The following is a 13,102-nucleotide window of genomic DNA, read 5'->3' on the forward strand; positions in this document are numbered from 1 at the left end:
TGACCTCACGGGAATTATCGCCTTCGATGTTCTTCGTGAACGGGAACAGCTCGTGCGTCGGCTAGGGAGCCGCGTTCCGGAAGTGGGCCGGGATGGCTGGTGGGGTTCGCACAAAAAATCGGGCAATGCGCCCAAACAACCGAAAAAGGGTCTGAGGGTTATGAAACACATTGCAATCGGCATTCTGGCAGCGGCGACGATGGGTCTGATGGCGTCCGCTGCTTCGGCCGCAAGCACTTTGGAGGCCGTCAAGGCCAAGGGTTTTGTCCAGTGCGGCGTCAATACCGGCCTCTCGGGCTTCTCGTCGCCGGACGACAAGGGCGAATGGAAGGGCCTGGACGCTGATTTCTGCCGCGCGGTTGCAGCTGCCGTCTTCGGCGACGGCACCAAGGTCAAGTTTACGCCGCTGTCAGCCAAGGAGCGTTTTACCGCCCTGCAGTCGGGCGAGATCGATCTTCTGTCGCGCAACACAACCTGGACGATCAACCGCGACACCGCGCTTGGCCTGAATTTCGCGGGCGTCACCTATTATGACGGCCAGGGCTTCATGGTGAACGCCAAGAAGCTGCCGGGCGTCAACTCCGCTCTCCAGCTCTCGGGCGCCGCGGTGTGCGTGCAGTCTGGCACGACCACGGAACTCAACCTCGCCGACTACTTCAAGGCGAACAAGATGGAATACAATCCGGTCGTCTTCGAGAAGGTCGAGGAAGCCAATGCGGCCTATGATTCCGGCCGTTGCGACGCCTACACCACCGACCAGTCCGGCCTCTACGGCATCCGCCTGACGCTGTCCTCGCCGGGCGACCATGTCGTGCTTCCGGAAATCATTTCCAAGGAGCCGCTCGGACCGGCCGTACGCCAGGGTGACGACCAGTGGTACCACATCGTCAAGTGGACCTATTTCGCGCTGCTGCAGGCAGAAGAGCTCGGCATCACCCAGGCCAATGTCGACGAGCTGAAGGCTTCGGGTGGTCCTGAAGTGAAGCGCGTGCTCGGCCAGGAAGCCGACACCAAGCTCGGCACCGATCTCGGCGTCTCCAACGACTGGGTCGTCAACATCGTCAAGTCCGTCGGCAACTACGGCGAAATGTTCGAGCGCAATGTCGGTGCCGGCAGCCCGCTCAAGATTGCGCGAGGCCTCAATGGCCTCTGGACGAAGGGCGGCCTGCAATACGCTCCGCCGATCCGCTGATCGAGAACATCGTCCGGGAGGCAGCACGCTGCCTCCCGGTTTCTCATTCAGGGGATTGACCCATGGCATCGCAGGAAGTTCTTCGCGAGGAGCCCACTCGCGGCTCCTTGATCAATGACCCGAGAGTACGCAGCATCTTTGTCCAGGTCGTAGCCGCCCTGGCGTTGATCCTGCTCATCTGGTGGATTGTCGACAACACCATCGAAAACCTTCAGCGCTTGCGCATCGCGTCCGGCTTCGCTTTTCTGAAAGGCCGCGCAGGATTCGATATCGCCGACAGCGCCATCGCCTATTCGTCGGATAACACCTATGGCCGCGCCATCCTCGTCGGCCTGATCAACACGGCGATTGTCGCGCTTGCCGGCATCATCACGGCAACCATCATCGGTTTCATGGTCGGTATCGGCCGGCTCTCCAACAACTGGCTGATCCGCAAGATCTGCACCGTCTATGTCGAGGTGTTCCGTAACATCCCGCCGCTGCTGGTCATCTTCTTCTGGTATTTCGGCGTGCTGTCGGTGCTGCCACTGCCGCGCGACAGCATCGAATTGCCGTTCGGTTCCTACGTGAACAGTCGCGGATTCTACTTCCCGCGCGCCGTCTGGGGCGAGGGGGCGTGGCTGATCCTGTTGGCCTTTGTACTTGGCATCGCCATGTCGTGGTTCGTTGCGCGCAGGGCGCGCCAGCGACAGATGGCAACCGGCCAGCAATTTCCGGTGTTCTGGACCTCGGTCGCGTTGATCGTCGGACTGCCATTGCTCGCCTATGCCGCCAGCGGTTTTCCGCTTTCCTTCGACCTGCCGAAGAAGTCGACCTTCAATTTGACCGGCGGCTTCCAGGTCAAGCCGGAATTCCTGTCGCTTTATCTGGCGCTCTCTTTTTACACCGCGTCCTTCATTGCCGAGATCGTGCGGGCCGGCATTCGCGGCGTGAGCAGGGGGCAGACAGAAGCCGCCGGGGCGCTTGGGTTGCGCTCAGGTCCGATCCTTCGCCTCGTCGTTGTTCCTCAGGCGATGCGCATCGTCATTCCGCCGCTGACCAGCCAGTATCTCAACCTGACCAAGAATTCGTCGCTGGCCATCGCGATCGGTTATCCCGATCTGACAGCCATCGCTGGCACCGTGCTCAACCAGACCGGCCAGGCGATTGAACCCATCATGATCATGATGGCGGTCTATCTCGGTCTCAGCCTGTTGACGTCGGCCATCATGAACGTGGTCAACGCCAAGATGGCATTGGTGGAGAGGTAAGATCATGACACAGACTGATCTTTCCTGGGTTCGTAGCGAGATGGCGCAGGCGATGCCTGCGCCTGCGGGAGAGCGGGGGCTGGTTGCCTGGGTCCGCAAGAACCTTTTTGCCTCGGTTGGTGACACCATCCTGACCCTTCTGGGGCTGGTGCTGCTCGCCATGATCCTGCCGCCGATCATCGACTGGGCATTCGTGCAGGCGCAATGGACAGGTCCCGACCGCTCGGTCTGCGCGACCGTGGCGCAGGGAGGCATCCAGCCCGACGGCTGGTCCGGTGCCTGCTGGGCTTTCGTCAATGCCAAGTTCGGCCAGTTCATGTTCGGACGCTATCCGCTGGAGGAACGCTGGCGGCCGATCCTGGTCGGCATCCTGTTTGTCGCGCTGCTTGCGCCGCTGTTGATCCCGCGTGTTCCGCACAAGGGGCTGAATGCGGTGCTGTTCTTCCTGGTCTTGCCTGTGGTGGCCTTCGTCCTGCTGGTGGGCGGCATGTTCGGTCTGCCGCATGTCGAGACGCCATTGTGGGGCGGCCTGATGGTGACGCTGACGCTGTCCTTTGTCGGCATCGTCGTCTCCCTGCCGCTGGGCATCCTGCTGGCACTTGGCCGGCGCTCGAAGATGCCGGTCGTCAAGATGATATGCGTCGTCTTCATCGAGACGATCCGCGGCATCCCGCTGATCACGGTGCTGTTCATGGCCAGTGTCATGCTGCCGTTGTTCTTGCCGGCCGGTGTGACCTTCGACAAGTTCCTGCGCGCTCTGATCGGCGTGTCGCTGTTTGCCGCGGCCTATATGGCGGAAGTGGTGCGCGGCGGCCTCCAGGCGATCTCGAAGGGACAATATGAGGGTGCCGATTCGCTGGGGCTGAGCTACTGGCAGAAGATGTATTTCATCGTGCTGCCACAGGCGCTGAAGCTGGTCATTCCCGGTATCGTCAACACCTTCATCGGCATGTTCAAGGACACCAGCCTCGTCTACATCATCTCGATGTTCGACCTGCTGGCGATCGTGCGCCAGAATTTCTCCGACGCTTCATGGGCATCGCCGCAGACACCTGCGTCGGGGCTTATTTTCGCCGCGGCGGTATTCTGGCTGTTCTGCTTTGGCATGTCCCGCTATTCTATGTTCATGGAACGCCGGCTAGACACCGGTTACAAGCGCTGACCGCAAGCCGGTCGGCGTAAGAATCAACAAGGGGAAAATGGCTTATGGCCTCTGAGAATGCAGTCAGCGCGGAAGAGCTGAGCGTCAACACCAAGAAGATGCATGTGTCGGATACCGACGTGGCGATCGAAATCGTCGGCATGCACAAGTGGTATGGCGAGTTCCATGTGCTGAAGGACATCAACCTGAAGGTGATGCGCGGCGAGCGCATCGTCATCTGCGGTCCTTCTGGCTCTGGCAAATCGACGATGATCCGTTGCATCAACCGTCTGGAAGAACACCAGAAGGGCAAGATCATCGTCGACGGCAAGGAACTGACCAACGATCTGAAGAAGATCGACGAGGTGCGCCGCGAGGTCGGCATGGTGTTCCAGCACTTCAACCTGTTCCCGCACCTGACCATCCTGGAGAACTGCACGCTGGCGCCGATCTGGGTGCGCAAGATCCCGAAGAAGCAGGCGGAGGAGACCGCCATGCACTTCCTCAAGCGCGTCAAGATCCCGGAGCAGGCGCACAAATATCCGGGCCAGCTGTCGGGTGGCCAGCAGCAGCGTGTGGCGATCGCGCGTTCACTGTGCATGAACCCGCGCATCATGCTGTTCGATGAGCCGACCTCGGCGCTGGATCCGGAAATGATCAAGGAAGTTCTGGAGACGATGGTCGGCCTTGCCGAAGAGGGCATGACGATGCTGTGCGTGACGCACGAGATGGGCTTCGCGCGCAAGGTGGCCAACCGCGTGATCTTCATGGATCAGGGCCAGATCGTGGAAGAGAACACGCCGGTCGAGTTCTTCGATCATCCGCGCCACGAGCGCACCAAGCTCTTCCTCAGCCAGATCCTGCACTGATCTCGCTGCGGTAATCCAGAAAGGCCCCGTCGCAAGGCGGGGCCTTTTGCTTGGGTCGACAAAAGGCCTTGCCACACGGCTTTTGTGGGACATCACAATGAGACGGGTCTTTCGCTTTGTTCTCAGTATTCTGGCCCTGGTTGCCGTCATCGCCGTGTTGGGCACGGTTGTTCCACGACCGTTCTGGTCAACGGGCGCGGATGAAGGCAGAACCACGCGGCGCATCTATGTCATCAGCAATCCGATCCATACGGACATCGCCATTCCGGTCGATGCCGCGGTGCTGGAGCGTTTCCGGTTCCTCTCGGAAGACGGCATTCCCGCAAATGGGGAAGGCGTGCGGTATCTCATCTTTGGCTGGGGTGGCCGGGCCTTCTATCTCGAGACGCCGACCTGGTCTGACCTGAAGCCTCTGCCGGTGCTCAGGGCGCTGACAGTGGATGCGGCCGTCATGCATGTCGATGTCGCCGGCCGCATCCCGGAACCACATCCCGCCGTGGTTGGCTATGATGTCAGCGAAGAACGGTTCGCAGCGCTGCTCGATTTCATCGCCGCAAGCTTCTCGCGGCAGGCCGATCGGCCAAAATTCATTCCGGGTGCCGGCTACGGCGCCAGCGATGGCTTTTACGAAGCCGAAGGTGCCTTCAACGCGCTTGTCGGCTGCAACACCTGGACGGCGAGGGCGCTGCGAGTGGCTGGTCTGCGGACTGGCTGGTGGAACCCGCTGCCCTGGTCGCTAAACCTGTCGATGCAGCTCTACAACAGACAATAGCGCCAACGTCGTCAGGCGCCATGCGTGAGGGCGGCATTCGGGAGCTGCCAGCCATAGAGCCAGTCAAGATCGGCGGCCAGGCGTTCACCGGAGCGCGACTTCAGGACAAGATTTCGCGCCAGCGCTACCGGACCTGCCGCATGCCAGGCGAGATGGTTGAGTGCGCCGCGTCGCGCGACCTTGGCCACACGCGGCTTGCGCTGCTGCTCCCAGCTTGTCAGTGCCTGGGCAATGCTGTGCGAAGATCCGGCAACGCAGGCAGCAAGCGTGGCTGCGTCCTCGATCGCCATGCCCGCGCCCTGTGCCGCAAACGGTGTCATGGCATGTGCTGCATCGCCGATCAGGGCAACGCCTCGCGGCAGTGTCCATGACGGTTTTGGGTCGACTGCATGCAGCGGCCAGGCCAGCCATGTTCCCGCTTCCGCTATCAGCCTCGCCAAGGCAGGGGCAGCTCCCCTGAGCGCTCCAGTCAGGATTGCCGGATCGGCGTGGCCGGACCAGCCCTCGGCGATACGCTCGCCCCTGGTAAAGGCGACGAGGTTGATGGCCGTGCCTGCGCTGACCGGATAGGCAATGAGATGAAAACCGGAATGCAGGAAAGCGGTGACACAGCCAGCCGCGCCCACCAGGGCAAAAGTCCTACCGGCCGGGCTATCGGCGGCGATGGTGGTACGCCAGGCGAGCTCGCCGGTGAAACGGCTTTTGCCGGCAAGTCCCGGCAGCTCCCTGACTTTCGACCAGACGCCATCCGCGCCGATCAGGAGTGAGCCCATTGGCCGAACCTGTGTTCCGTCCTGTTCGAAGGTACCGATAACGCCTTCCGGGGAGGTGCCGATATTCTTTAGCGTCGCGCCGGTGATCAGCCGAGTGCCGGCTGTTTCAGCCACTTGCGCAACCAGCGCCGCCTGTACGTCGGCGCGATGGGCGGTGAGATAAGGCGCCAGCCAGCGCTGTTCGGCGAAGGCTCCAAGCGGAACGCGCGCGCGTTCTTTCAGGCTGGCCGCATCCTTGAGCACAACGGCCTCCGGCCTGACTGCCATCGGCAATAGCCGCTCCAGCACGCCGAGGCTTGCCAGGATTCGCGTCGCGTTCGGGGAAAGCTGGATACCCGCGCCGATGGTTTCGAGGCGAGGTGCCTGTTCGTAGATCTCGACTGTGAAGCCACGCTGCGCGAAGGCGAGCGCGGCCGTCAGTCCGGCAATGCCGCCACCGGCGATCACGACTGGGCGAGACCGCGCATCCATGGTCATGATCGAACGATCGGAAAGATCAGGCGGCGCGATCGAGGTAGAGGCAGCCTGGCGGCACCGTTTCGGTCGCTTTCAGCTTGGCCGAATAGCGATAAAGGGTCGAGCAATACGGGCAGACCTTCTCGTCGTCGCTGCCAAGATCGAGGAAGACGTGCGGGTGATCGAAAGGCGGGTTGGCACCAACACACATGAATTCGCGCACGCCGATCTCGATCGCCGGATGGCCCGCATCGTTCTGGAAATGGGGAATGGAACCGCCGGCCATCATCGTCTCCTTCAGCGCATACGACATGCGTTTGAAGCATATCTGTGTTCTTTGCAAGTTCGATGAAATGAAACTGTCGCAAAACCCTGTCACAGGATAAATTGAGCCGGTTAACCGGTGTGACTCGCTGGAGAGAAAGGCGGACATGAACGAGCTCAAGCCGGTCCAGGCCGACTTCATCAATGTCGAAACGGCAAGCGTCGAGGGCGGAAATCCTGATCGCTTCGTCAATCGCGAGTTCTCCTGGCTGCAATTCAACCGCCGTGTGCTGGAGGAATCGCTCAACGCGCACCACCCGCTGCTCGAGCGCGTTCGCTTCCTGTCGATCTCCGCCGCAAATCTGGACGAATTCTTCATGGTGCGTGTCGCCGGCCTTGCGGGGCAGGTACGCGAAGGCATCGTGCTGAAAAGCCCGGACGGGCGCACGCCGGAGCAGCAGCTTGAGCAATTGCTGCGTGAAGTGGAGCGCCTGCAGGAGGATCAGCAGAAGAGCCTCTCGGCGCTGATGGCGCTGCTCAACAAGGAAGGCATCGAGACGGTCGCCGGCGACGTGCTGACCAAGGACGAGCGTATCTGGCTGGAAGAGCATTTCCAGGAGCAGGTCTTCCCGGTGTTGACGCCGCTGTCGATCGACCCGGCGCACCCGTTCCCATTCATTCCCAATCTCGGCTTTTCGATCGCCCTGCAGCTGCGGCATCGCAAGAACGGCGAGACGATGAGCGCGCTGCTGCGCTTGCCGCAGGCCCTGAAACGCTACATCCGCCTGCCGGATCGCAAGGGCCATGTGCGCTTCATTCCACTCGAGGCGGTGGTCGGTCTTTACATCGGCAAGCTTTTCCCGGGCTATGAGGTCACGGGTTCCGGCACGTTCCGCATCATCCGCGACAGCGATATCGAAGTCGAGGAGGAGTCCGAGGATCTCGTGCGGCTGTTCGAGACGGCGTTGAAGCGCCGCCGCCGCGGTTCGGTGATCCGTATCGAGTTCGACAACCTGATGCCCGAGGAACTGCGTGAGTTCGTCGCCGGTGAACTCGGCGTCTCGTCGAGTCGGATCAGCGTCCTGACCGGACCGCTGGCACTCAGCCAGATATCCGAGATCGTCTCCATCGCTCGCGACGATCTGAAGTTCGTGCCCTACAATCCGCGCTTTCCGGAGCGTATCCGCGAACATGGTGGCGACTGTTTCGCGGCGATCCGCGAGAAGGACATCGTCGTTCATCACCCGTATGAATCATTCGACGTCGTCGTGCAGTTCCTGCGCCAGGCGGCAGCCGACCCCGAGGTCGTCGCGATCAAGCAGACGCTGTACCGTACCTCCAATGACAGCCCGATCGTGCGCGCGCTCGCGGATGCCGCCGAAGCGGGTAAATCGGTGACCGCGCTGGTCGAATTGAAGGCGCGTTTCGACGAGGAGGCCAATATCCGCTGGGCGCGCGATCTCGAGCGTGCCGGCGTGCAGGTCGTGTTCGGTTTCCTCGAACTGAAGACGCACGCCAAGATGTCACTGGTGGTGCGGCGCGAAGACGGCCGCCTGCGCAACTACGTGCATCTCGGCACCGGCAACTATCACCCGATCACGGCGCGCATCTATACCGATCTGTCCTTCTTCACGACCGATGCACGCATTGCCCGCGATGTCGCGCAGATCTTCAACTTCATCACCGGTTACGCCGAGCCGACCGGCGAGATGCGTCTTGCGCTGTCTCCCTACACGCTGCGCAGCCGCATCCTGGATCATATCAAGGAAGAGATCGAACACGCACACAATGGCAAGCCAGCGCGCATCTGGATGAAGATGAACTCGCTGGTCGACCCGACCATCATCGACGCACTCTACGACGCCAGCCGCGCCGGGGTGGAAATCGATCTCGTCGTGCGCGGCATCTGCTGCCTGAGGCCACAGGTTCCGGGACTTTCCGAGAACATCCGCGTGAAGTCGATCATCGGCCGCTTCCTCGAGCACAGCCGCATCTACTGCTTCGGCAACGGACATGGACTGCCGTCCGATGACGCTGTCGTCTACATCTCGTCGGCCGACCTGATGCCGCGCAATCTCGACCGCCGCGTCGAATGCATGGTGCCGATCACCAATCCAACTGTGCATGAACAGATCCTTGGCCAGATCATGCTGGGCAACATCATGGACAACCAGCAAAGTTTCGAAGTATTGGCCGATGGTACCTCGCGGCGCCTTGTGCCCGATGAGGGCGAAGAACCGTTCAACGCGCAGGAATATTTCATGACCAATCCGAGCCTGTCGGGACGGGGCGATGCCTTGAAATCGCATGCGCCGAAGCGCATCGCGCAGTTCAAGCGCCGCAAGAAGGACATGGCCGGCTGATGATGGCCGCTTCCCAGGGGCGGCTGCAGGACCGCCGCCCGCTGTCGATCATCGATATCGGCTCGAACTCGATCCGCCTTGTCGTCTATGAAGGGCTGGCGCGCTCGCCGACCGTGCTTTTCAACGAGAAGATGCTGGCCGGTCTCGGCCGTGGCATCGTTTCGACGGGCAAGCTGGATCCTGAAGCGGTCACGCGCTCGATGGAGGAATTCCGTCGGTTTCGGGCCTTGTCCGAACAGGCCGGTGCGGAACGCATGTATGTGCTGGCCACCGCTGCGGCGCGCGAGGCTGTCAACGGACCCGATTTCATCCATCGCGCCGAACAGGTCCTTGGCACCGAAATCCATGTGCTGAGCGGTCGCCAGGAAGCATACTATTCGGCGCTCGGCGTCATTTCCGGTTTCCATCCGGCCAATGGCATCGCGGGCGACCTTGGTGGCGGCAGCCTGGAGCTGATCGACATCAACGGGGAAGTCATCGGCGACGGCATCACACTGCCGCTTGGCGGCCTGCGGTTGCAGGACATGGCCAAGAACTCTCTGGCGCAAGCGACCCGCATCGCCAAGACGCAACTGGCCAAGGCCAAGCTGCTCAAGGCCGGCCAGGGCAGGGCCTTCTACGCCGTTGGCGGTACATGGCGAAACCTGGCGCGTCTCCACATGGAGATGAACAACTATCCGCTCGGTGTCATGCATCACTATGAGATCGGCGTGGAGAGTGCGCTGGCCTTTCTCAAGCAGGTCGGCAAGGGTGACGTCGAAAAGGTCAAAGGCATCGAGGGCGTGTCGAAGAACCGCCGGTCGCTGCTGCCTTACGGCGCGGTCGTGCTGCAGGAAATCCTCGGCGCGATGCAGCCATCCAAGATCGTCGTGTCGGCGATCGGCGTGCGCGAAGGCTATCTCTATTCGCTGCTCGACGAGAGTGAGCGCAAGGCAGATCCGCTGATCTCGGCGGCCGAGGAACTGGCCCGGCTGCGTTCGCGCTCGGTCACCCACGCGCATGAACTGGTCGATTGGACCGGCAAGGCGTTCGAGGCGTTCGGAATCGAAGAAACCGCTGATGAGGCCCGCTATCGCCGCGCCGCCTGCCTGCTCGCCGATATCGGCTGGCGCGCGCACCCGGAATATCGCGGCCGTCAATCGCTCAACATCATTGCACACGCTTCCTTCATCGGCGTCGACCATCCAGGCCGTGCATTCCTCGCCCTGGCCAATGCCTATCGCCATGACGGCGTGTTCAACGAGAGCATCGCTCCGGAGATCAAAGCACTGGCAACGCCACGCTACCTGGAGCGGGCCCGTATCCTGGCCGGCATGATGCGTGTCGTCTACCTGCTCACGGCGTCGATGCCTGGCGTGATGCCGCGCCTGCGCTGGGAAAGCCGCGGCAATGGCGCGCTCGCGCTGGTCATCCCGGCCGACCTTGCCGGCCTCTACGGAGAGCGTCCGGCGGGGCGCCTGGCACAACTCGCAAAGATCACCAACCGGCGGCTTTTCCTGGCGGTGGATGGCGGCCCGAGCGTGAGCGCGAAGTAGGCGCGTCTAACGCTTCAGGGCGTCCATCGAATAACCACCGGCGCCCGCGACGGCGAGTGCCAGGAAGCCGCCTGCAATGGCGATATCCTTCATCAGCATCTGTGTGTGCAGGAAAGCGAGTGTGGGATCATCACCCTGGCCATAGTGGCCAAGATAACCGGCGACCAGACAGAACGCGCCGAGCAACGCGGCGGTGATACGGGTTCGGAAACCGGCCAGGATGGCAAGTCCGGCAATCAGTTCGAACAGGCCGACGCCCCAGGCCGCAAGCTGCGGCGAGGGCAGGCCCAGACCGGTGAAATAATTCGTTGCACCACCAATGTCGCCAAGCGTCTGGATGCCGGCAGGTACAAACAAGGCCGCCAGCAAAAGCCGGGACAGAAGCAGCAGAAGATCGGCTCGCATGTCGTGCCTCCCATCAGAGATGCCGTCGATGCAGTTTACATCGGTTGCGGGTGTGGAGACATCAACAACGAAAAAAGGGCGCGGAAATCATCCGCGCCCTTCGATTTGCGTCTTGCAGGTCGATCAGCCGCGGCGGCCGTCGATCGAATAGGCGCCTGCGCCAATCAGGGCCAGCAGCAGGAAGCCGCCGGTGATGGCGAGGTTCTTCTGCAGCATCAGTGGATTGAGCGGCTGCGAGAAATCGAGATGCGCGGCTGCCGTTGCGCCGAGAACGAAGATGGCAAGGACAATCGCCGCGATGCGGGTCTGGAAGCCGACCAGAACGGCCAGGCCGCCAACGAGTTCCACCAGACCGACCACGACGGCGGTGACAGATGGAACCGGCAGGCCGAGGCTGCCAAAGAAGCCAGCGGTGCCGGCCAGATCGGTCAGCTTGGCGTAACCGGCCAGGATGAACAGGATGGACAGGAAAATACGGCTGACGAGAATGACGGCCGAAGCATTTGAGGTAACGCCGGAAGTGGCGGATGAGTTGACGGACAATGTACCCTCCAGTGGCAAGCGTCCCCCCAGGAACGCAACACCATCAACGTAACGCAATTTCAGCGTTCACTAAAGACGGTTGTCCGGCAACACATCGTTCACAGGTTTGCGGCGTTGCCTGTTCTATCCGGGATGCGTCATGTCTTCCGGCTTGACCAGGCGGTCGAAGTCGGCGTCGCTGACATAGCCGCCGCCGACGGCCTCTTCGCGCAGCGTGGTGCCGTTCTTGTGCGCGGTCTTGGCGATCTTGGCGGCATTGTCGTAGCCGATCGTCGGCGCCAGGGCTGTGACCAGCATGAGCGAGCGTTCGAGTGCGGCCTTGATGTTGTCCTCGCGCGCCTCGATGCCGATCACGCAATTGTCGGTGAACGAGACCGCGGCATCGGACAGCAGCTGCACCGACTGCAGGAAGTTGTAGGCCATCAGCGGATTGTAGACGTTCAGCTCGAAGTGGCCCTGGCTGTCGGCGAAGGTGAGGGCTGCGTTGTTACCGAACACCTGCACGCAGACCTGTGTCAGCGCTTCACACTGGGTCGGATTGACCTTGCCGGGCATGATCGAGGAGCCCGGCTCATTTTCCGGCAAGGACAGTTCGCCCAGACCCGAGCGCGGGCCCGACCCGAGGAAACGGATGTCGTTGGCGATCTTGAACAGCGCGGCCGCCGTCGCGTTGATGGCGCCGTGCGAGAACACCATGGAATCGTGGGCGGCGAGTGCCTCGAACTTGTTCGGAGCCGAGGTGAAGGCGATGCCGGTGATACTGGCGATGTTTGCCGCGACCTTTTCGGCGAAACCGATCGGGGCGTTGAGGCCGGTGCCGACGGCAGTGCCACCCTGCGCAAGCTCCTGCAGACCGGGCAGGGTCAGTTCGATGCGCTTGATGGAGGAGGCGACCTGCGCGGCGTAGCCGCCGAACTCCTGGCCGAGCGTCAGCGGCGTGGCGTCCTGCGTATGGGTGCGGCCGATCTTGACGATGTGGTCAAAGGCCTTGGCCTTGGCATCGAGCGCGGCGTGCAGATGCTTCAGGGCCGGCAGAAGGTCGTGCACGATGCGTTCGGCGCAAGCGATGTGCATGGCCGTCGGATAGGTGTCGTTGGACGACTGGCTCATATTGACGTGATCGTTCGGATGCACCGGCTTCTTCGAGCCCATCGTGCCGCCGAGCAATTCGATCGCCCGGTTCGAGATCACCTCGTTGGCGTTCATGTTGGACTGCGTGCCCGAACCCGTCTGCCAGACGACGAGCGGGAAATGATCGTTGAGCTTGCCGTCGATCACTTCCTGCGCAGCTTCGATGATGGTCTTGCCGAGTGCAGGATCGAGGCGACCCAACTCCATGTTGGCCTCCGCCGCGGCGCGCTTGACGATGCCGAGTGCCCTCACCACCGAAAGCGGCTGCTTCTCCCAGCCGATCTTGAAATTGCCGAGCGAACGCTGCGCCTGCGCGCCCCAGTAGCGATCGCCGGCCACTTCGATCGGGCCGAACGTATCGGTTTCGGTTCTGGTCTTCTCAGCGCTCACGGCCTCACTCCAATCTGA

General features: G+C 61.9%; 12 protein-coding genes. 7 read left to right on the forward strand and 5 right to left on the reverse strand.

The window, feature by feature from the left end; genetic code table 11:
* Window positions 1–160 precede the first annotated feature (160 nt).
* The 5 genes from ACFWYE_RS02290 to ACFWYE_RS02310 all read left to right on the forward strand — a co-directional run bounded on the left by ACFWYE_RS02290 (window position 161) and on the right by ACFWYE_RS02310 (window position 5,224).
* Window positions 161–1,192 carry an amino acid ABC transporter substrate-binding protein gene (locus tag ACFWYE_RS02290; RefSeq protein WP_379070353.1) on the forward strand — a complete coding sequence of 344 codons (1,032 nt, stop codon included), beginning with the start codon at window positions 161–163 and terminating at the stop codon, window positions 1,190–1,192.
* Window positions 1,193–1,254: 62 nt separating this feature from the next.
* The gene (locus ACFWYE_RS02295; RefSeq protein ID WP_379070356.1) at window positions 1,255–2,442 is read left to right on the forward strand and encodes an amino acid ABC transporter permease; all 1,188 of its coding nucleotides are present in this window, start codon (window positions 1,255–1,257) and stop codon (window positions 2,440–2,442) included.
* Window positions 2,443–2,446: 4 nt separating this feature from the next.
* Window positions 2,447–3,604 (forward strand): amino acid ABC transporter permease, encoded by a 1,158-nt coding sequence (locus ACFWYE_RS02300; RefSeq protein ID WP_379070359.1) that lies wholly within the window; start codon window positions 2,447–2,449, stop codon window positions 3,602–3,604.
* A gap of 44 nt (window positions 3,605–3,648) precedes the next feature.
* Window positions 3,649–4,452, forward strand: a complete 804-nt coding sequence (locus ACFWYE_RS02305; protein WP_129414745.1) for an amino acid ABC transporter ATP-binding protein — start codon at window positions 3,649–3,651, stop codon at window positions 4,450–4,452.
* A gap of 97 nt (window positions 4,453–4,549) precedes the next feature.
* Window positions 4,550–5,224: a TIGR02117 family protein gene (locus tag ACFWYE_RS02310; protein ID WP_379109331.1), complete on the forward strand. Its 675-nt coding sequence runs from the start codon at window positions 4,550–4,552 to the stop codon at window positions 5,222–5,224.
* An 11-nt stretch (window positions 5,225–5,235) separates the two neighbouring features.
* Here ACFWYE_RS02310 and ACFWYE_RS02315 read toward each other — a convergent pair whose 3' ends face one another.
* Window positions 5,236–6,468, reverse strand: a complete 1,233-nt coding sequence (locus ACFWYE_RS02315; RefSeq protein ID WP_379109333.1) for an FAD-dependent monooxygenase — start codon at window positions 6,466–6,468, stop codon at window positions 5,236–5,238.
* A gap of 25 nt (window positions 6,469–6,493) precedes the next feature.
* A complete protein-coding gene (locus tag ACFWYE_RS02320) occupies window positions 6,494–6,739 on the reverse strand; it encodes a zinc-finger domain-containing protein (RefSeq protein ID WP_379073026.1) in 246 nt (81 codons plus the stop codon).
* Window positions 6,740–6,884: 145 nt separating this feature from the next.
* Between ACFWYE_RS02320 and ACFWYE_RS02325 the strand changes: the two genes are divergently transcribed.
* The gene (locus ACFWYE_RS02325) at window positions 6,885–9,080 is read left to right on the forward strand and encodes an RNA degradosome polyphosphate kinase (RefSeq protein ID WP_129414747.1); all 2,196 of its coding nucleotides are present in this window, start codon (window positions 6,885–6,887) and stop codon (window positions 9,078–9,080) included.
* Entirely contained in the window at window positions 9,080–10,615 is a 1,536-nt protein-coding gene (ppx, locus tag ACFWYE_RS02330; RefSeq protein WP_379109335.1) for an exopolyphosphatase, read from the forward strand. The genes ACFWYE_RS02325 and ppx overlap by 1 nt, the downstream gene beginning before the upstream one ends.
* A gap of 6 nt (window positions 10,616–10,621) precedes the next feature.
* On the opposite strand, the gene ACFWYE_RS02335 is transcribed toward ppx, so the two are convergent.
* From ACFWYE_RS02335 to fumC, 3 genes are all read right to left on the reverse strand, one after another.
* Window positions 10,622–11,020, reverse strand: coding sequence for a DoxX family protein (locus tag ACFWYE_RS02335; RefSeq protein ID WP_379070369.1), 399 nt, complete (start codon window positions 11,018–11,020; stop codon window positions 10,622–10,624).
* A 123-nt stretch (window positions 11,021–11,143) separates the two neighbouring features.
* Entirely contained in the window at window positions 11,144–11,563 is a 420-nt protein-coding gene (locus ACFWYE_RS02340; protein WP_379070372.1) for a DoxX family protein, read from the reverse strand.
* Between the two features lie 123 nt (window positions 11,564–11,686).
* Window positions 11,687–13,084: a class II fumarate hydratase gene (fumC, locus tag ACFWYE_RS02345; RefSeq protein WP_379109336.1), complete on the reverse strand. Its 1,398-nt coding sequence runs from the start codon at window positions 13,082–13,084 to the stop codon at window positions 11,687–11,689.
* Between the last annotated feature and the right edge of the window lie 18 nt (window positions 13,085–13,102).

This window comes from Mesorhizobium sp. NPDC059025 (genome assembly GCF_042739655.1).
In the GTDB taxonomy this organism is placed as follows: domain Bacteria; phylum Pseudomonadota; class Alphaproteobacteria; order Rhizobiales; family Rhizobiaceae; genus Mesorhizobium.

Bases quoted from the DNA above. Each gene is read 5' to 3' on its own strand.
- ACFWYE_RS02300 (WP_379070359.1), top strand. From the start codon at position 2,447: ATGACACAGACTGATCTTTCCTGGGTTCGTAGCGAGATGGCGCAGGCG.
- ACFWYE_RS02320 (WP_379073026.1), bottom strand. From the start codon at position 6,739: ATGGCCGGCGGTTCCATTCCCCATTTCCAGAACGATGCGGGCCATCCG.
- ACFWYE_RS02310 (WP_379109331.1), top strand. From the start codon at position 4,550: ATGAGACGGGTCTTTCGCTTTGTTCTCAGTATTCTGGCCCTGGTTGCC.
- ACFWYE_RS02295 (WP_379070356.1), top strand. From the start codon at position 1,255: ATGGCATCGCAGGAAGTTCTTCGCGAGGAGCCCACTCGCGGCTCCTTG.
- ACFWYE_RS02305 (WP_129414745.1), top strand. From the start codon at position 3,649: ATGGCCTCTGAGAATGCAGTCAGCGCGGAAGAGCTGAGCGTCAACACC.
- ACFWYE_RS02325 (WP_129414747.1), top strand. From the start codon at position 6,885: ATGAACGAGCTCAAGCCGGTCCAGGCCGACTTCATCAATGTCGAAACG.
- ACFWYE_RS02315 (WP_379109333.1), bottom strand. From the start codon at position 6,468: ATGGATGCGCGGTCTCGCCCAGTCGTGATCGCCGGTGGCGGCATTGCC.
- ACFWYE_RS02335 (WP_379070369.1), bottom strand. From the start codon at position 11,020: ATGCGAGCCGATCTTCTGCTGCTTCTGTCCCGGCTTTTGCTGGCGGCC.
- ppx (WP_379109335.1), top strand. From the start codon at position 9,080: ATGATGGCCGCTTCCCAGGGGCGGCTGCAGGACCGCCGCCCGCTGTCG.
- ACFWYE_RS02290 (WP_379070353.1), top strand. From the start codon at position 161: ATGAAACACATTGCAATCGGCATTCTGGCAGCGGCGACGATGGGTCTG.